The following is a 16,578-nucleotide window of genomic DNA, read 5'->3' as shown; positions in this document are numbered from 1 at the left end:
GCTCCGCGCCCACGGGTTCTCGGGTGGCGGTGGCGGACCGGCGGCCACATCTGGCCCGCTGCTGGGGCGGTCAACTCGAAACACAACTTTACCTCTCCTGGTCTTGCCTGAAGGCCGCTGCCTCCATGGCTACTTCCATCATGCGGGGGCCGCGACTGCGGCCTCAGCGAGCACGGACGCCAGCCGGGCCATGCCCGAGCTGGGGCTCGAGAAGACCGGAACCGACAGGGCTCCCGGTTCGAGGGTGGCGACCACCCGTGCCATCGACGCCTGGGCGAGCACGATCGCGTCCACCTGCAGCGCCAGCTGCAGGAGTGCCTCGCCGATGAGCTCGTCGTGCCTTGCGCCGTCGCCCGACCTGATCGCCGTGAAGGCCTCGTCCTTCAGCACGGGCACGAGCTCGACGTCCTTCTCGAGGCTCCTGGCGCAGCGTCGCAGCAGGTCCACGGTGGGGTTGAGCGTTGAGGGAACGGTTGCCAGCACCCCTATCCGCCTGCCGCTCTCGACAGCAGTCGACGCCATCGGCTCGTCGACCCGCAGGACGGGCACACCCACCAGCTGTGAAGCGATCTCCACGGCCGGTCCGATGGAGGAGCAGGTGGCAAGAACTGCCACCGCGCCACTGTCCGCGGCCGACAGGACGTGGTCCACGACCCGCCGGTTCACCGAAGGAGTGAGCGCTCCGGCGCCGATCGCATCCTCCAGCAAGGACTCGTCCACGATGTTGGAGACCTTCACATCCCCTGGCAGTCCCTTCGCCAGGTCCTGGAAGACCGGCACCAGTCCGGCGACCGTGTGAACAAGGACAACTCGACGCATCATGCTCGTTCCTTCCTCTGCGCCAAGGCGCCGAGCTGGGCACTGGTCAACGGTCTGGTGGGGCTGTCACCCAGCAACAACCGGAGCCGGGCGGTCTCTTCGATCTCCTCCGCCGCATCGGCCGCGGAGAGGAGATCGTCGGCGGCCACGACGGAGCCGTGGTTGGCCAGCAGCATGGCGTGGTGCTCACGAGCCATCTCCTCCACCGCGACGCTCAGCGCCGGATCCCCGGGCGCGAAGTACGGCACAAGGGGCAGCCGCCCCACGCGCATCGCGAAGTAGGCGGTCAGTGGCGGTAGCGCGGAGCGTTCATCGAGGTCGGCAAGGCACGACACGGCCACGGCGTGGGTGCTGTGGAGGTGAACGATCCCTCGGGCGGTCGGCCTGGCGCGATAGAGGGCGGCGTGCATTCCGGCCTCCTTGGACGGCTGTGCTCCGCTGATCGGACGCCCTTCGAGATCGATGATCGCGAGCTGGCACGGATCAAGGGAGCCGAGGCTCGCACCGGTGGGTGTCACCACGATCTCGTCCCCGATCCGACAGCTGAGGTTCCCCGTGCGCCCCGGGGTCAGGCCCCGCGCGAAGATCGAGGCTCCCAGCCTGGCGATGTCCTCGGCGACGGCGCCGACGCCTGCGCCATGCGCGTTCATGGGGCGGCCTCGATCAGCAGTCGGCTCGAGCCGAAGTTCCCCGACTTGAGCAACAGGCGCAGCGGACGGCGCCCTTCGGTGGTGCACCACGGAACGCCCGCTTCGAGCTCGTCCTCGACCAGCACCTGTCGGATGCCGAGGGCGGAGACAACGGCACCGGATGTCTCACCGCCGGCCACCACGAAGCGGCGTGTACCCGCCGCGGCGGCATGCACGGCCAGCGCACCCAGGACGTCTTCCAGGTGCTCAGCCGTGCGGGATCCCATGGCCGCGATGGCTGCTTCACGCTCTGCTGGTGTCGCGGAGGAGTAGATGAGTCGCGGTCGGCCGGAGGCCTGGGCCTGCAGCCACGCACGTGCCTCCTCGAGCATCTGAGCTGGATCAGGGGTTCGCACCGGGTCGAGCCGGTAGCTGGGAAAGGCCGCTTTCGCTTCGGAGACCTGCCCGAGGGTCGCTGCCGAGCAGCTGCCCGCCAGGACGAGCGTGTCCCCCGCGGAGCCGTCCTCGAGGGTGGCGCTGTGCTCATCCCCCGCCGTTCCCGGCGCAGGCGGCGCGCCACCGTCGCGCCGGGCCTCCCCGTCGTAGAGGCGATCGTGGACGAGCTGCCCCCAGGCCTCGGCGAGACCCGCTGCCCCGGTCAGCAGCGAGCGATCCTGCATCGCTGTCGCGACGGTCCGGAGGTCGCCAGCGCTGATCGCATCCGTCACGACGTGGCGAACGCCAGATCGGTCGAGGCGGTCAACGGCGTCTCGGACCGCCGAGGGCCCCGTGGCAACCTCTGGCCAGCTCACGAGGGCGACCCGACCCGCCGTTTGGCGACCCAGGAACCGGACCAGGTCGGGATCGGTCATGGGGGTCAGGGGGTGGCTGCTCAGCGGTGACTCCGACAGCAGCCGATCGCCGACGAAGAGATGCCCCTGGTAGACCGTTCGACCGTGGATCGGGGACGAGGGGCAGATCACGGACGTCTGCATTCCTGTGAGCTGGAGCAGGAGGTCGGTGATGGGGCCGATGTTGCCCTCGGGGGTGGAATCGAACGTGGAGCAGTACTTGTAGTAGTAGCGCTGGACCCCTTGGCTCGTCAGCCAGTCGTAGGTGGTCGCGACGTGTCTCGAGGCCAGCTCGACAGGAGCCGTCCTGATCTTCATGGCCACGACCGCCGCATCGCATGGGGGCAGACTCAGATCGGGGGTGGGTACGCCGAACACCAGCGCAACGCGCAGTCCCGCACGACGTAGTCCGGCGGCGACGTCGGTGCCTCCCGTGTAGTCGTCAGCGATGCATCCGATCGTGGTCATCAGGCAGGGTTGTCCTTACTCCGTAGTCGCCGCACTGGCCATGCGCGTCTATCGAACCCGGCCACCACCCCCACCGTCCAAGACTCGTTTGCAGGCTCACCGATAGCTGTCCCCTATCGTTCGACGGCGGGAGCCGGTCCTGTCCTTCCCCAAGGAGCCGCCTGTCAAGAGGCGCTCGAGAAGGAGGCATCCCGCTCGCGGCGGCGCCCAATCGATAAGTCTTCTCTATCGATATGCTGGGAATCGCACACAGGCGCCGACGGCGAGGAAGGGGCAGCATGGACGTCAGGCAGCTCCGCCACTTCCTTGCCGTGGTCGACCACGGAACGGTCCATCGGGCAGCCGAGCATTTGTTCGTGGCCCAACCCTCGGTGACCCAGACGATCCGCGGGCTCGAGTCCGACCTCGGGACGAAGCTGTTCATCCGCCGGGGACGAGGGTTGGTGCTCAGCCCGTCAGGGACGGCGTTGGTCGGCCCGGCGCGTGAGGTGGTCCGGGCGCTCGACGTGGCACGAGAGACCGTGGCCGCCGTCGACGGTCTGCGTGGGGGACGGCTGCGGATCGCGTCGATGCCGTCGCAGGTGGTCAGCCCGTTGACCGGCCTGGTGGCTTCGTTCGTGGAGAGGTACCCCGGCGTGCAGGTGGCCGTCGGCGCGGCAGCCCGACCCGTCGACGTGCGAGAGGCGTTGCGGCGCGGCGTCGCCGAGGTCGGTGTCGTCGCAACCGCCGGCCCGACGGAAGCCCTGGCCGACCTCGACCGCCTGCCGCTCGAGAGCCAGCCGTTCGTCCTGGTCGCACGCGATGACGTGGAACTGCCGGCTGGCCATGACGTCCTCACCATGAGTGACTTGCGGCGCCTGCCGTTGGTCGTAGGTCAGCCAGGCACGGGGATGCGGCGGGTCGCCGACGCGATCATCGCCGCCACCGACTGTCGGATCGTGGTGGAGATCGAGCATCGCGAGGGACTCCTGCCCCTCGTGCTGAGTGGTGTCGGCGCGGCCGTGGTCGCGGACTCATGGCGCCCTCTGGCCGACGCCGTGGGCCTGCAGGTACGCCGGCTGGCGGTCGAGGACGAGCTCGACGTCGCGCTGGTATGGCAACGGCATCGGCTCAGCCCGGCCGCCGCGGCATTCGTGGCGTTGGCCGAGGAAGCGGGACGGACTGTCGCCGCCGGCTGACAACGAGCTCCCGTCGGTCAGCGACAAGCAACACGTGGGGACGGCTCCGCCGCTCCACGGCCGGAGAGCTGCTCCACCAGCAGCAGAAGGGCGGAGTGGTCGAGAGAGCCGTGGCCCTGTGCCCGAAGTGCGCTCATGAGCTGGGCGACCAAAGCGCCGAGTGGGATGGCCACCCCGACGTCCCGTGCCGCCGAGGTGACGATGCCGAGGTCCTTGTGGTGCAGGTCGACGCGGAAGCCGGGCTGGAACTGGCGTGCGCGCATCTGCTCGGACTTGCGGTCGAGGATGCGGTTGCCCGCCAAGCCACCCGCCAGCACCTGTATGGCGGCCTGGGTGTCCACGCCGTGCGCCTCGAGGAAGACCAGTGCCTCGGCGACGAGCTGGATGGTGCCGGCGACGATCAGCTGGTTGGCGGCCTTGACGGTCTGTCCTGAGCCGGCCGGGCCGACGTGGACGACGGTCGATCCGAGGGCATCGAGGATCGGGGCGTGCGGCGGCGACGTCGGCCTCCTCGCCGCCGACCATGATGGAGAGGGTCTCCTCGATGGCACCCGGCTCCCCGCCCGAGACGGGTGCGTCGACCGCGCGCAGGCCGCGCTGCCCGGCCGCCTCGGCGACCCGGACGGATACCTCCGGCTTGACGGTGCTGGCGTCGATGAGGAGCGTGCCGGGATCGGCTGACTCCAGGAGGACGCCGCCGTTGCCGAGGACGACCTCCTCCACGTCAGGAGAATCCGGCAGCACGGTGAGGACCACGTCTGCGTCGCGGACGGCTTCGGTCACGTCGGCCGCACAGCGGCCGCCCTGCTCCACCAGGCGGTCGATCTTCGACCGGCTGCGGTTGTAGCGGATCACGTCGTAACCGGCCTTGACCAGGTTGGCGGCCATCGGTCCGCCCATGATGCCCAGTCCGATGACGGCGACAGTGGTCAACTCGGTGCCTCCCTTGGTGTGGGGCAGCGCTCGGGCATGCGCCCTGACGTGGAGCGCTGCGCGGGGGGCAGCCAGAGCAGCCCGTGGACGGTGTCAGCGCGTGGCGTGTACTCCAGGGCCACCCAGCCGTCGTAGCCGGCGGCCTCGAGCTTGCGGAGGTAGCCGTCGGGGTCCAGTTCGCTGGTGCCCGGTTCATGCCGGCCGGGCGCATCGGCGATCTGCACGTGCTCGACGCGGTCGGCGTGGGTGGCGATCGCGGCATCGAGGTCGTCGCCGTTGACCGCCAGATGCTAGAGGTCGCAAAGAAAGCCGAGGTTGGTCACGCCGGTCTCCTGCGCGACCCGGTCGTTCACGCCGAGCGCGTCAACTGCGGTGTGCAACGGGTAGCTCGGCGCCCCGCTCAGCGGCTCGAGGAGCACCGTGCCGCCGACCCGGGCCGGCCGGCACCGCGTCGGGGACCGGCCACCAGAACTCGACTGCGGTAGAGCCGGCCTCCCGTGCCGCCGCGCACCGCTGGAGCAGCGGCACCTCGGCGAACAGGATCGACAGGTTGACCGCGTAGCGGCGGTGACTCGCATTCTCCTCATCTTGCATGGTGTCTAACCACTCGCGTCACCACAGCCGAGAAGGGTCAGATGCCGAGCATGGTGTTGAGCTCGTCCAGGGACTTCACGACCGTGAGGTTGTAGCCGGGCGGAATCGGGTCGCAGCCGCGGTCCAGCAGCACCAGGTTGCGGAAGCCCATGTCGTGCATCGGCAGCGGGTCGTAGCGGGTGTGCGACGACACGTGCACGAAGTCCTCCGGCTTGGCGTCCAGCTGGTCGAGCATGTACTCGAACGCGGCGTACCGCGGCTTGTAGTAGCCGGCCTGCTCGGCGGTGAAGACCGCGTGGAACTTCGCCTCCAACCGCGGGACGCTCTCCTCGAGGAAGGAGTCGTCGGCGTTGGACAGGATGACCAGCTTGTAGTGCTCGCCCATCTTCTTCAGCGGCTCCACCACGTCCGGGTGCGGGCCCCAGCTGCGCACGCCATCGGCGAACCGCTTGCCCGCCGTGGGGTCGGACTGAATCTCCCACTTGCGGCAGACCCTGTCGAAGGCGTCTTGCAGGACCTGCACGTAGGGGTAGTACTTCCCCTTGACCTGGTCATAGCGGTAGCCCCGGAACTCGGCGACGAACTGGTCCCACTGGTCGGCGGGGATCTGGTCGCCGACCAGCTCCTTGGTGATCGGGTTCATGGGCCAGCTGATCAGGGTGCCGTAGCAGTCGAACGAGACGTACTTGGGCCTGAAGGTCGGGTCGCTCATCAAAGGGTCCTCTCAGTTCACTAGGTTTCGAATGGGCCGCTCAGGCCCGGTCAGCCGATCGTCAGGTCGGCAGCTTGGTGCCGGCAGTTCCCTTTTCCTGGAGTGCCGACGGTCGGCGTACGCGACGTAGCTCGGAGCTCGGCCGTGTCAGCCGCCGAGCTGATCGCTCACCCGTCGGTGGCGGGCACCGCGATGCAGTAGACCTTCCGGATCGTCTCGGTGACGTCCCAGCGACCCGACCATCCCTTCGGGAACGTGACCACGTGCCCCGCAGAGATCTCGTTCTTCTCGCCGGTCTCGTCGTCGGTGATGGTGGCGCGTCCGCTGATGATGTAGCAGGTCTCGGTGTTCTCACGGTTCACGATCGGCCAGCCGCCCGCCGCGGCCTCCCAGACGCCGACCTTCACGTCGTCCGAGGAGTCGAAGGCGGTCCAAGCAATTTGCGGGTCGCCGCTGTCAGCACCCTCGCGCTGGCCCCTGGGCTCGAGGGGGCCGGTCACAGCGGTGGGGGGTTGGTGGTACATGCTGGGCATGGGTTTCCTTTCGTAGAGTCAGCCGGGCACGGGGACCGACCGTCGGATCGTGGGTGGGATCGGGCAGGCGAGGGCTTGCTGCCCTCGAGGTCAGCAGTCACCGGCGCGTGTGGCAGCGCCGTCGGGGTTGGCCGGACGGCCGCGGCAGTCGCGGCGGTAGCCGACCCACTCATTCATTGAAGTTCCCATTGGCCGATGGACGCGACCGTCAGCTGGGCGTTCTCAAGGCTGCTGGCAAGGTATTGACGGCGGGCTTCGATGACCTTCACCTCACTGTCGAATATCCCGTCCAACTTCCCATTGATGGAGAGAGTCCACACCTTCATTCGTCGTCACCTGGCAGTTGCGGCCGAGCCTGAGGTCGGCGGTAGGGACACCTGCATGCGAACGGACCTCGGAACGCGCGTTCGCTGCGGTAGCTGGTCATGCCGGCAATCGAACACCGCGACCACCGGTTCCGTCTAAGACACAATTGCAGGCCGATCGATAGCTGCTCCCTATCGGTCTGGTCGACACATATCCATGACATCGCCGCCCAGTGAGGCGCCACCCCTGGGGTCAGTGGCGCGACGGACGATCAAGCTCTGGCAGCCCATTCGTGCGGTGCGGGACGGCGTCATTTCGCCGATCAAGCACGCCCGGCGGCATTGGAGATGCAACCGAGAGCGACCTACAGGCTCCACGAGCACTCTCACAGAGGGGTTTTGGGGTCACAAAACGCGGCATAGGCCAGAATGGCTCAAATGCCAAGTGGCCCCTGATCCGCGTTTCCGCAGGTCAGGGGCCACTTATTTGTAGCGGGGGCAGGATTTGAACCTGCGACCTCTGGGTTATGAGCCCAGCGAGCTACCGAGCTGCTCCACCCCGCGTCGGTGAACAGAACCTTACAGGCCGGTCCGAGCAGGCTCAAATCGAGGACACCAGCGCGACGGTTACCGGCTCGCGAGCGTGATCGCCTCGTCGATCAGCGACCGCGCCTGCTCCATCAGCCGCGCCCAGCGCACCGTGTCGCCCTGGCGCTGAGCCTGGTCGGCCCGGGTGAAGAGCTGGTCGGCCTCCCGCAGCAGCTCGCGCACCTGGGCGTTGACATTGCCGGTGGGCTGCTCCTCGCCCTCGCCGGGGTCCGGCTGACCGGACGGCGGCTCCTCCTCCGGAGTCGCCGGCGGCGTGACCCCGGCCGAGACCCCGAGCACGTCGGCGATCGCCTCGCGCAGCGTCCGGCCGATGCCGACCCGGTCGCCGTAGGAGACCAGCACGAAGCGCAGGATCGGGAACGACGACTCCGCGGTGTCGCGCTTGGCATAGAGCGGCTGGACGTACATCAGCCCCTCCCCCACCGGCAGCGTCAGCAGGTTGCCGTAGACCGGGGTCGAGCCACCGCTGGTGAAGGACAGCAGCTCCTCGCGCACGTCCTCGTCCGAGGAGATCTCGTTGGCGATCAGGCGCGGGCCGTCGGTGCGCTCGTTCGGCAGCTCGAGCACCTTGATCTGCCCGTAGCTGTCGCTGGTGGCGTCGCTGTCGACCGACATGAAGGCCGCCAGGTTGTCCTTCTCGCGCGGCACGTAGACGCTCGTGAGGGCCCAGCGCTCGCCCTCGCCGGTGTCGGCGAAGAGCCGGTAGGGCGGCTGCAGGCGGGTGTCGAGCTCGGGGTCCTTCGGCACCTCCCAGCGCGTGGAGCCCTCGAACCAGTCCTGCGCGTCAGTCTCGTGGTAGCGCTGGAACTGGTAGCGCTGCACCTTGAACAGGTCCTCGGGGTAGCGCAGGTGCTCACGCAGCGAGTCGGGGATCTCCGAGTTCGGCCGCACCACCCCGGGGAAGACCTCGCTCCACGCCTGCAGGACCGGGTCGCTCTCGTCCCACGCGTAGAGCCGTACGGTGCCGTCGTAGGCGTCGACCGTGGCCTTCACGGCGTTGCGCATGTAGTTGATCTCGTCGGTCGGCAGCGTCTGGAAGCCCGGGGTCTGGTTGAGCGAGTCGTCGGTCATCTCCTCGAAGGACTCGCGCTGCGCCCCGGGGAACCGGTCGGTGACGGTGTAGCCGTCGAGGATCCACTGGATCTTGCCGTCGATCACGGCCGGGTAGGGGTCGGCGTCGACGGTCAGCCACGGCGCGACCTTCTCGACCATGGTGCGGGGGTTGCGGTCGTAGAGGATCCTGCTGTCCTCGTGCACGCGGCTCGAGAGCACCAGGTTGGTCTCGCCGAACTTCACGGCGTACAGGAGCTTGTCGAAGATGCTGTTGATCGGCACGCCGCCGAGGCCGTCGTACGTCGTGGTCTGGTTCTCGTCGTCGCGCTCGCCCTTGGGCAGGTCGAGCTCGACGTCGCTGCCGCCCTCGCGCTTGCCGACGATGGAGTAGGACGGGCTCTGCTCGCCGAAGTAGACGCGGTCCTCGTAGCCATCCTCGCTCATCTCGGTGAGGTCGCTCTCGTCGGACTCCTGGCCCTCGGCCCACTGGACGTCCTCGTCCTGGGTGGTGTCGTCCTTCGGGCGGTGGTTGGCGTACGCCGCGATCACGCCGTTGCCGTGCGTGTAGACCGTGTGGAGGTTGGACCAGTTCTGGTCGGTTGCAGCCAGGCCGCTCTGGTCGAGCTCGCGCACGCCGAGGACGACCGCCCGGTCCTTGCCCTCGATCTCGTAGCGGTCGACGTCGAGGACCGGGCTCACGGAGTAGTAGGCCCGCACCTGCTGCTGCTGCTCGAAGGTGTCGCTGACCACCTTCGGGTCGACCAGCGGCACGGTGCTGGTGCTCGCGTCGAGGGCCTCGAGGTTGCTCGCGGACGTGTCCGGCTCGCTGGTATAGGGGGTGACCTCGATCTGGTCGAGGGCGTACGCCGCGCGCGTGGCCTCGATGTTGCGCTCGATGTAGTCCCCCTCCTTGTCAGGCACGTTGGGGCTGACCTGGAACTGCTGGACCACCCCGGGCACGATCAGGCCGAGCAGGACCGCGGACAGCGCGAACAGCGCGATGCCGACCGAGGGCAGCAGCCACGTGCGGCGCCAGACGTTGAGGAAGAACAGCACGGCGCAGATCACCGCGATGCCGGTGAGGATCTCCTTGCCAGGCAGCACGGCGTGGTCGTCGGTGTAGCCCATGCCCGTGAACAGCGAGCCGGACGAGGTGACCAGGTCGTAGCGGTCGAGCCAGTAGTCCGCGGCCTTGGCGAGCACGAAGAGCCCGAGCAGCAGCGACAGGTGCACCTGAGCCGGCCCGGAGAGGCGGTCGCGGGGCACCGAGAGACGGATGCCGCCGTAGAGGTAGTGGATGACGGCGGCCGCCATCAGGCCGATCACCACGAGCGCCATCGCGAAGTCGACGACGTAGTGCCACCACGGCAGGTCGAAGACGTAGAAGCCGGCGTCCCGGGAGAAGTAGGGGTCGGTGTGCCCGAATTCGCCACCCTTGCGCCACAGCGAGTAGGCGCGCCACTGCCCCGACGCCGAGGCTCCGGCGAACGCGCCCATGAGGAGCGAGATTCCCGCGAGCAGCCAGCCCATCACGGGCGTGACCGCCTGGCGGTAGCGGTCGAGCCCGTCGGCGTCGCCTGAGGGCCACACGTGCGGGCGGAAGCGGTAGGCCGCCGCGATGTTGACCGCGACCGCGGCAGCCATCAGGGCGCCGAAGACGAGGAACAGCCCGATCCGGGTCCACAGCAGCGTGCTGAACACGCCGGAGTAGCCGGCGGCGCGGAACCACAGCCGCTCGGTCCAGAACGAGGAGAACCCGGTGATCAGCAGGAAGCCCACGACCAGCACGCCGGCCGTGATGACCAGCGTCCGCGACCGGCCGGGTGGGCGCTGGGGCGGGACCTGCGCGGGGCGCTGGGGCTGGTCGAACATGCCGCTCACGCGGGCCTCCCGGACTCGTCGAGGGTGTGGCGGAGGAGGTCGAGCAGCCCGGGCACGAGCTCGGTGCCGTCGACCACCGACTGGTCGTCGTCGTGGGCGCGCAGCCGGAGCGCGCAGTAGGTGGAGCCCGTGCGGGTGGCCCCGGCGACGATGCGCACCTCCTGGCGGAGCGGGTGCTCGCTGGCGAAGCGCTGGGCCTCCTCCGCGTCGGAGGGGATCTCGTCGTCGAGCTCGGGGGGCAGCACGAGCCGCTCCAGGACGGCCGCGCAGCCGGCCACGTCGTCGGGCCAGGCGATCCGCTCGAGGGTGCGCTCCAGCGGCTGGTCGGCGGGGAGGGCCTCCTGCTCCACCGGCGTCAGCCCGGGTCCGTCCTCGAGCCCCATCGACGCGGCCACGTCGGGATACTCGGCGACCAGGCGCGCGGTGTCGACGAGTGCGTAGAGGCGGGCCGGCTGGTCCCAGCCGCTCTCGGCGACGTGGGACTCGATCTCCAGCACGGCCGAGGCCAGGGCCGGGTCTGCGGGCAGCTCACTCATCAGGTCTCATCTTCACAGGTGGGGAGGGTGGCGTCGGGGTCGTCCACCCAGGTCTCGATGGCCTCGCGGGCCTCGTGCATGGTCGTCACGCTCACCAGCAACATGTCGCCGGGGTCGACGCCGGCGGCGTCGGCACAGTTGTCCGCCGCCATCAGGAACAGCTCGCTCTGCGCCTGCTCCGCGCCGGCGATCTTCTGCTGCACCCCGCCGATGGGGCCGACCTTGCCGTCCGCGTCGATCGTGCCGCTGCCGGCGACGACGTGGCCGCCGGTCAGTGAGCCGGGCGTGAGGGTGTCGTAGATCGCCAGGCTGAACATCAGCCCGGCGCTCGGGCCGCCGATGTTGTCGCCCACGTCGACGTTGACCTCGAACGGGAAGGTGAAGCCAGGCCCGGGCGAGATGCCCACCCGCGGGTTGCCGTCGACCTCGCGAGGAGTCACCTCGACCGTCAGCTCCTTGCCGTCGCGGCGTACGACGAACGGGAGGGGCTGCCCCGGCCGGGTCGCCTCGACCGCGTCGACCACGTCCTGGACCTCGCGGATCGGGGTGTCCCCGACCCTCAGCAGCACGTCGCGGACCTCGAGCTTGCCGTCGGCCGGCATGTCCTTGCTGACATGGAGGATCTCGACGACCTCCTCGACGTCGTAGTCGAGTTCCTTCAGGGCGGTCGCGATCGCCGCGTCCTGCGAGCTCACCATCTGCACCGAGGACTCGACGTCCTTGTCCTCGTCGGTCTCGTCCGGCGCGTAGACGGCCTCGCGCGGATAGACCGCGGAGTCGTCGTCGAGCCAGGCCTCCATCAGCTCGACGAGGTTGACGTCCTCCTCGGGCTGGTCGACGTAGATGGTGGTGAGGCGCAGCTCGCCGCCCTCCGCCCCGTCCTCGTAGTAGGCCTGGTGCCCGCTGACCTCGACGATCTCCTTGCCCTCCTGCTCGGCGAGGATGTCGACCGTCGGTCCGGGCCGGTAGGTGACATAGGGCAGCGGCGAGAGCATCACGAAGAGCCACATCGCGACCAGGAGGGGCGCCGCGAGGAGGCCCGACAGGGTCCGCTGACTCATGCGGTCAGCCTCTCAAACCAGTGCAACTAGGAGACGCGGCGGGGGGCGCCGTCCCTGCGGGGGCGTACGGCGATCCCGGTGCTGCGGTCGTGTGGGCGCACCGGACGCTCGGGCAGCCGTGCGCGGTGGTCCTTCGACATGGCCCTCGCGAGCCGTGCCACGGCCTCGTCGCGGTCCACCTCGCCGCGCCCGTCGCGGCTCACCCAGGACACCCAGCACATCGCGGCCACGGTCACCAGGACCGAGGGCACGAGCCACAGCAGGATCTCCACGGCCACAGGCTAGGCGGGCGTGTCCGCGGGGTGAGGAGGCGCGCCGCCTACGGCGTGCCGACCCACTCCTCGGTGCCGTCGTCGAAGAGCTGGTGCTTCCAGATCGGCACCTCGGCCTTGAGGGTGTCGATCAGCGCGCGCGACGCGGCGAACGCGACGTCCCGGTGGGCCGCGGTGGTCGCGACGATGACGGCGGCGTCCCCGATCTCGAGGTGGCCGGTGCGGTGCACCGCGGCGACGCCGTGCACGGCGTACTCCTCCGCGACCCGCAGGCACACCGCCTGGAGCCGCTCGAGGGCGCTCGGGTGGGCGCTGTAGTCGAGCGAGCTCACGCCGTGGCCGCCGTCGTGATCGCGGACCCGGCCCACGAACAGGGTCAGGCCACCGGCCGCATCGTTGTCGAGCGCCTTGACGACCTCGTCGACCGACAGCGGCGTCTCGCGGATGTCGACGAGGCGCACGGGCGTGGGGAGGCTCACGAGGTCGAGTGTAGGGACGCCGGGGGCCCCAGGGGCGTGGAGGTGCTGAGTAACGTGGAGCCATGAGCAACGACCCCGGCAGCACCCCCGGGCCCGACGACGACCCGTCGCAGGGCAACCCGTTCAAGGGCACGCCGTTCGAGCAGCTGTTCGCCGGCATGGCCGGCGGCGCGATGCCCGACCTGGGCGCCCTGTTCTCGCAGGTGCAGGCCCTCATGCAGCCCCACGACGGACCGGTCAACTGGTCGGTCGTCACCGACATCGCCCGCCGCTCCGCCGCGCAGCAGCCCGACCCGTCGGCGACCCAGTCCCAGAAGGCCGCCGTCGCCGACGCCGTAAGGCTCGCCGACCACTGGCTCGACGAGACGACCGACTTCCCCTCGGGCGTCACCTCCACGGCAGCGTGGAGCCGCGCGGAGTGGATCGTCGAGACCACCGAGGTGTGGAAGCGGCTCGTCGAGCCGATCGCCGGCTCCGCCACCACCGCCCTGGCCGGCGCGCTGCCCGAGGAGGCGCGCGCGATGGCCGGCCCGCTCCTCGGCATGCTCGCCAAGGCGACCGGGGCCATGGTTGCCACGCAGGTGGGGCAGGGCATCGGCGGGCTCGCCGGTGAGGTGCTCGGCGCCTCCGACATCGGGCTGCCGCTGGGCCCGGCCGGCAAGGCCGCGCTCCTCCCGGCCAACGTCGACGCCTTCGCCGCCGACCTCGACGTGCCGCGGGACGACGTGGTCCTCTACCTCGCGCTCCGCGAGGCCGCCCACCAGCGGCTCTTCGCCCACGTGCCGTGGCTGCGCGAGCACCTGCTCAGCGCGATCGCCGACTACGGCCGCGGCATCGAGATCAACACCTCCTCCATGGAGGACAAGCTGCGCCAGATCGACATGACCAACCCGATGGCGATGCAGCAGGCCATGGAGGGTGGGCTCTTCGACCTCCAGCGCTCCCCCGCCCAGCAGGCGGCGCTCGAGCGCCTCGAGGTGACGCTCGCGCTGATCGAGGGCTGGGTGGACGACGTCGTCGGCCAGGCCACCGCCGAGCGGATGCCCAACGCCGCCAAGCTGCAGGAGATCGTGCGCCGGCGCCGCGCGGCCGGCGGTCCGGCCGAGCAGACCTTCGCCTCCCTGGTCGGACTCGAGCTCCGGCCCCGCCGGCTGCGTGACGCCTCCACCCTGTGGGGCTCGCTGCGCGCCCGGCAGGGCACCGAGGGTCGCGACGGCGTCTGGATGCACCCTCACCTGCTGCCGACCGCGGCCGACCTCGACGACCCGCTCGGCTTCCGCGAGGACTCCGTCGCGCCCGAGTCGATCAGCGACGAGGACTTCGAGGCCGGGCTGCGCCAGCTGCTCGACGGGCCGTCCGACCCCGACCGACCCGAGGAGTGAGCCCGCTCCGCGCCGACGCGCTGGCGACGCTGACCTCGTGGTCGCCGCCCAGCGCGTCCCAGGCCGCGCTGCGGAAGAGGTACGTCGCGCACCTGGCGTCGCACGACGACGCGATGTGGCGCTCGTGCCGGCCCGACCACCTCACGGCGTCCACGCTGGTGCTCGACCAGCCGCTCGAGCGGGTGCTGCTGACCCTGCACGCCAAGTCGGGACGCTGGTTTCAGTTCGGTGGCCACGCCGAGGAGTCCGACACCACCCTGGCCGGCGCGGCGCTTCGGGAGGCCGTGGAGGAGTCCGGCCTGGCCCCCACCGACCTGTCGCTCGACGGCGCTCCCGTCGTGCTCGACGAGCACCCGGTGCCGTTCTGCTGGCCCGGCGAGGGGGTGCACCACCTCGACGTGATGTTCGTGGCCGTGGCGCGCGACCACGCGTCGTACACCGTCAGCGAGGAGTCGCTCGAGGTCGCCTGGTGGCCCGTCGGCGACCTGCCCAACCCTGAGCTCGCACCGTTCGTTGCGCTCGCCCGGGAGCGGCTCGCCTGACGCTAGTCCACGTGCACGTCGGCGTCGGCCACCGCGTCGGGGTCCTCCTCCGGCGCCCCGTCGGCCCGGGACGCCGCGGACCACCCGATCAGGTAGCCCTTGGCCCGCTCGGCCCTGGGGTAGCGGTCGACCCAGGCCCAGAACTTGTCGTCGTGGCCGGCCTCGAGGAGGTGCGCCAGCTCGTGCACGAGCACGTAGTCGACGACCCACGACGGCATGCCCTGGAGCCGCTCGGAGAGCCGGATCGACCGGTCGCCGGGCGTGCACGAGCCCCAGCGGGACGTCTGGTTGGCCACCCAGCGCACCGAGGCGGGCCTGGCCAGCCCACCGAAGTAGGTGTCGTTGAGTGCCCGGGCGCGGGCCATCAGCTGGTCGTCCGACGGCCTGCGCCGCCGCTCGGAGCGCTGCACCCGGGCGACCATGTCGGTGACCCAGCGCGCCTCGTCGCGCTTGCTCATCGAGGCCGGGATGAGGACGACGATGCGCTCGCCGTCGCGGTAGGCCGACACCGTCCGGCGGCGCCGCTTGGAGCGGCGCACCTCCACCTCGGGCGTCCCGGTCACCTCGGCCATGACCTGACGCTAGCGCGAGTCGGAGCGGGCAGGGTTCGCCCACGCCAGCAGCCGCTCGCGCGGCCAGGTGTTGACGATCCGGTCGGGGTCGATGCCGGCCGCCTCCGCCCGGTCGCAGCCGTAGTCGACCATGTCCAGCTGGCCCGGAGCGTGGGCGTCGGAGTCGATCGAGAAGAGGCAGCCGAGGTCGCGCGCCAGCTCGAGCAGCTTCGTCGGCGGGTCCCGGCGCTCGGGGCGGGAGTTGATCTCCACGGCGGTGCCGTGCTCGGCGCACGCCTCGAAGACCGCCTGCGCGTCGAACTCCGAGGACGGCCGCTTCCCGCGGTTGCCGGTGACCAGCCGCCCCGTGCAGTGGCCGAGCACGTTGGTGAACGGGTTGCGCACGGCCCCGAGCATCCGGCGCGTCATCTGCGCGGGATCCATCCGCAGCTTGGAGTGGACGCTGGCCACCCGGACGTCGAGTCGGGCCAGCATCTCCTCGGTCTGGTCGAGCTCGCCGTCCTCGAGGATGTCGACCTCGATGCCCTTGAGCAGGGTGAAGCCGCCGTCGAGGTGGATGTTCACGGCGTCGACGACCTCGAGCTGGCGGGCGAGCCGGGCCGCCGACAGGCCGTTGGCGACGGTCAGCCGCGGCGAGTGGTCGGTGAGCACGAGGTAGTCGTGCCCCAGCTCCATGGCGGTCATCGCCATCTCCTCCAGCGGGGAGCCGCCGTCCGACCAGTCGGAGTGGGAGTGCAGGTCGCCGCGCAGCAGGGAGCGCAGCTCCCGGCCGCCGGACGCCAGTGGCCCGGAGTGCTCGGCCTCGAGGCGGGCCAGCCGCTCGGGCAGGATGCCGCGTACGGCGTCGGTGATGACCGCCGCGGTCGACGGCCCGATCCCGGCGAGCTCGGTGAGCGTGCCCGCCTCCGCCCGCTCCCGCACCTCCTCGGCCGGCAGCGGCAGCACGACCGCGGCCGCGCTGCGGAAGGCCTGGATGCGCCGGCTGTCCTCGCGTGCCCGCTCCATCAGGAAGGCGATCCGCCGCAGGGCGGCCACCGGCCCCCCGGCGTACTCCTCGCTCACCGCGCTCCGATCCCTCGAGAGTTTTCCGTCCACAGCACGTGGATGACCATTGTTGCTGGTCAGCGACGCGCGGACACGCCCGCCCGGGCGTGTCCCGCACAGCACCA

General features: G+C 70.2%; 18 protein-coding genes, 1 tRNA gene and 1 pseudogene. 3 read left to right on the top strand and 17 right to left on the bottom strand.

Annotation, left to right across the window (positions count from 1 at the left end; genetic code table 11):
* Positions 1–138 precede the first annotated feature (138 nt).
* From DDE18_RS07540 to otnK, 3 genes are read right to left on the bottom strand one after another with little or no spacing between them, the layout of a single operon-like run.
* Entirely contained in the window at positions 139–822 is a 684-nt protein-coding gene (locus tag DDE18_RS07540; protein ID WP_211754460.1) for an aspartate/glutamate racemase family protein, read from the bottom strand.
* Complete coding sequence (otnC, locus tag DDE18_RS07535; protein ID WP_116571639.1) at positions 819–1,469, bottom strand: 3-oxo-tetronate 4-phosphate decarboxylase; 651 nt, start codon at positions 1,467–1,469, stop codon at positions 819–821. Before otnC ends, DDE18_RS07540 begins: the two co-directional genes overlap by 4 nt.
* A complete protein-coding gene (gene otnK, locus DDE18_RS07530; protein WP_211754459.1) occupies positions 1,466–2,767 on the bottom strand; it encodes a 3-oxo-tetronate kinase in 1,302 nt (433 codons plus the stop codon). The genes otnC and otnK overlap by 4 nt, the downstream gene beginning before the upstream one ends.
* A gap of 278 nt (positions 2,768–3,045) precedes the next feature.
* Between otnK and DDE18_RS07525 the strand changes: the two genes are divergently transcribed.
* Positions 3,046–3,945 carry a LysR family transcriptional regulator gene (locus DDE18_RS07525; protein ID WP_116571637.1) on the top strand — a complete coding sequence of 300 codons (900 nt, stop codon included), beginning with the start codon at positions 3,046–3,048 and terminating at the stop codon, positions 3,943–3,945.
* A 17-nt stretch (positions 3,946–3,962) separates the two neighbouring features.
* On the opposite strand, the gene DDE18_RS23595 is transcribed toward DDE18_RS07525, so the two are convergent.
* The 12 genes and pseudogenes from DDE18_RS23595 to DDE18_RS07475 form a co-directional block, all read right to left on the bottom strand.
* Positions 3,963–4,496, bottom strand: coding sequence for an NAD-binding protein (locus DDE18_RS23595; RefSeq protein WP_245916504.1), 534 nt, complete (start codon positions 4,494–4,496; stop codon positions 3,963–3,965).
* A pseudogene (locus DDE18_RS23590) lies at positions 4,489–4,833 on the bottom strand (NAD(P)-dependent oxidoreductase); the annotation flags it as partial. The gene DDE18_RS23595 and the pseudogene DDE18_RS23590, both read right to left, overlap by 8 nt.
* A 41-nt stretch (positions 4,834–4,874) precedes the next feature.
* A complete protein-coding gene (locus DDE18_RS23585) occupies positions 4,875–5,132 on the bottom strand; it encodes a TIM barrel protein (RefSeq protein ID WP_342748923.1) in 258 nt (85 codons plus the stop codon).
* 377 nt (positions 5,133–5,509) lie between these two features.
* Positions 5,510–6,184 (bottom strand): haloacid dehalogenase type II, encoded by a 675-nt coding sequence (locus tag DDE18_RS07510; protein WP_116571636.1) that lies wholly within the window; start codon positions 6,182–6,184, stop codon positions 5,510–5,512.
* A 167-nt stretch (positions 6,185–6,351) separates the two neighbouring features.
* A complete protein-coding gene (locus DDE18_RS07505; protein WP_211754458.1) occupies positions 6,352–6,708 on the bottom strand; it encodes a cupin domain-containing protein in 357 nt (118 codons plus the stop codon).
* Positions 6,709–6,890: 182 nt separating this feature from the next.
* Positions 6,891–7,043, bottom strand: a complete 153-nt coding sequence (locus DDE18_RS22885; RefSeq protein WP_165821077.1) for a hypothetical protein — start codon at positions 7,041–7,043, stop codon at positions 6,891–6,893.
* Positions 7,044–7,512: 469 nt separating this feature from the next.
* Positions 7,513–7,586, bottom strand: a tRNA-Met gene (locus tag DDE18_RS07500).
* Positions 7,587–7,649: 63 nt separating this feature from the next.
* Complete coding sequence (locus DDE18_RS07495; protein ID WP_116571988.1) at positions 7,650–10,556, bottom strand: UPF0182 family membrane protein; 2,907 nt, start codon at positions 10,554–10,556, stop codon at positions 7,650–7,652.
* A gap of 5 nt (positions 10,557–10,561) precedes the next feature.
* Positions 10,562–11,101 carry a PPA1309 family protein gene (locus DDE18_RS07490; protein WP_116571634.1) on the bottom strand — a complete coding sequence of 180 codons (540 nt, stop codon included), beginning with the start codon at positions 11,099–11,101 and terminating at the stop codon, positions 10,562–10,564.
* Positions 11,101–12,162, bottom strand: a complete 1,062-nt coding sequence (locus tag DDE18_RS07485) for a YlbL family protein (RefSeq protein ID WP_116571633.1) — start codon at positions 12,160–12,162, stop codon at positions 11,101–11,103. The genes DDE18_RS07490 and DDE18_RS07485 overlap by 1 nt, the downstream gene beginning before the upstream one ends.
* 26 nt (positions 12,163–12,188) lie before the next feature.
* A complete protein-coding gene (locus DDE18_RS07480) occupies positions 12,189–12,434 on the bottom strand; it encodes a hypothetical protein (protein ID WP_245916502.1) in 246 nt (81 codons plus the stop codon).
* 47 nt (positions 12,435–12,481) lie between these two features.
* Positions 12,482–12,913, bottom strand: a complete 432-nt coding sequence (locus DDE18_RS07475) for a molybdenum cofactor biosynthesis protein MoaE (RefSeq protein WP_116571631.1) — start codon at positions 12,911–12,913, stop codon at positions 12,482–12,484.
* Positions 12,914–12,975: 62 nt separating this feature from the next.
* On the opposite strand from DDE18_RS07475, the gene DDE18_RS07470 reads away from it, so the two are divergent.
* On the top strand, positions 12,976–14,295 hold the full coding sequence (locus DDE18_RS07470) for a zinc-dependent metalloprotease (RefSeq protein WP_116571630.1): 1,320 nt from the start codon (positions 12,976–12,978) through the stop codon (positions 14,293–14,295).
* The gene (locus tag DDE18_RS07465) at positions 14,292–14,837 is read left to right on the top strand and encodes an NUDIX hydrolase (RefSeq protein ID WP_116571629.1); all 546 of its coding nucleotides are present in this window, start codon (positions 14,292–14,294) and stop codon (positions 14,835–14,837) included. The genes DDE18_RS07470 and DDE18_RS07465 overlap by 4 nt, the downstream gene beginning before the upstream one ends.
* Before the next feature lie 2 nt (positions 14,838–14,839).
* Here the strand turns inward: DDE18_RS07465 and DDE18_RS07460 are convergent, their stop codons facing one another.
* Both DDE18_RS07460 and DDE18_RS07455 read right to left on the bottom strand, forming a co-directional pair.
* Positions 14,840–15,409: a M48 metallopeptidase family protein gene (locus DDE18_RS07460; protein ID WP_116571628.1), complete on the bottom strand. Its 570-nt coding sequence runs from the start codon at positions 15,407–15,409 to the stop codon at positions 14,840–14,842.
* Positions 15,410–15,418: 9 nt separating this feature from the next.
* Complete coding sequence (locus DDE18_RS07455; RefSeq protein ID WP_245916501.1) at positions 15,419–16,471, bottom strand: PHP domain-containing protein; 1,053 nt, start codon at positions 16,469–16,471, stop codon at positions 15,419–15,421.
* Between the last annotated feature and the right edge of the window lie 107 nt (positions 16,472–16,578).

Origin of the sequence: Nocardioides gansuensis (assembly GCF_003076135.1) — a bacterium.
GTDB lineage: Bacteria > Actinomycetota > Actinomycetes > Propionibacteriales > Nocardioidaceae > Nocardioides > Nocardioides gansuensis.
Note: the sequence above shows the minus strand (reverse complement) of the source record. Positions and strands in the feature narration are given on the sequence as shown.

Bases quoted from the DNA above. Each gene is read 5' to 3' on its own strand.
- DDE18_RS07540 (WP_211754460.1), bottom strand. From the start codon at position 822: ATGATGCGTCGAGTTGTCCTTGTTCACACGGTCGCCGGACTGGTGCCG.
- otnC (WP_116571639.1), bottom strand. From the start codon at position 1,469: ATGAACGCGCATGGCGCAGGCGTCGGCGCCGTCGCCGAGGACATCGCC.
- otnK (WP_211754459.1), bottom strand. From the start codon at position 2,767: ATGACCACGATCGGATGCATCGCTGACGACTACACGGGAGGCACCGAC.
- DDE18_RS07525 (WP_116571637.1), top strand. From the start codon at position 3,046: ATGGACGTCAGGCAGCTCCGCCACTTCCTTGCCGTGGTCGACCACGGA.
- DDE18_RS07510 (WP_116571636.1), bottom strand. From the start codon at position 6,184: ATGAGCGACCCGACCTTCAGGCCCAAGTACGTCTCGTTCGACTGCTAC.
- DDE18_RS07505 (WP_211754458.1), bottom strand. From the start codon at position 6,708: ATGTACCACCAACCCCCCACCGCTGTGACCGGCCCCCTCGAGCCCAGG.
- DDE18_RS22885 (WP_165821077.1), bottom strand. From the start codon at position 7,043: ATGAAGGTGTGGACTCTCTCCATCAATGGGAAGTTGGACGGGATATTC.
- DDE18_RS07495 (WP_116571988.1), bottom strand. From the start codon at position 10,556: ATGTTCGACCAGCCCCAGCGCCCCGCGCAGGTCCCGCCCCAGCGCCCA.
- DDE18_RS07490 (WP_116571634.1), bottom strand. From the start codon at position 11,101: ATGAGTGAGCTGCCCGCAGACCCGGCCCTGGCCTCGGCCGTGCTGGAG.
- DDE18_RS07485 (WP_116571633.1), bottom strand. From the start codon at position 12,162: ATGAGTCAGCGGACCCTGTCGGGCCTCCTCGCGGCGCCCCTCCTGGTC.
- DDE18_RS07470 (WP_116571630.1), top strand. From the start codon at position 12,976: ATGAGCAACGACCCCGGCAGCACCCCCGGGCCCGACGACGACCCGTCG.
- DDE18_RS07460 (WP_116571628.1), bottom strand. From the start codon at position 15,409: ATGGCCGAGGTGACCGGGACGCCCGAGGTGGAGGTGCGCCGCTCCAAG.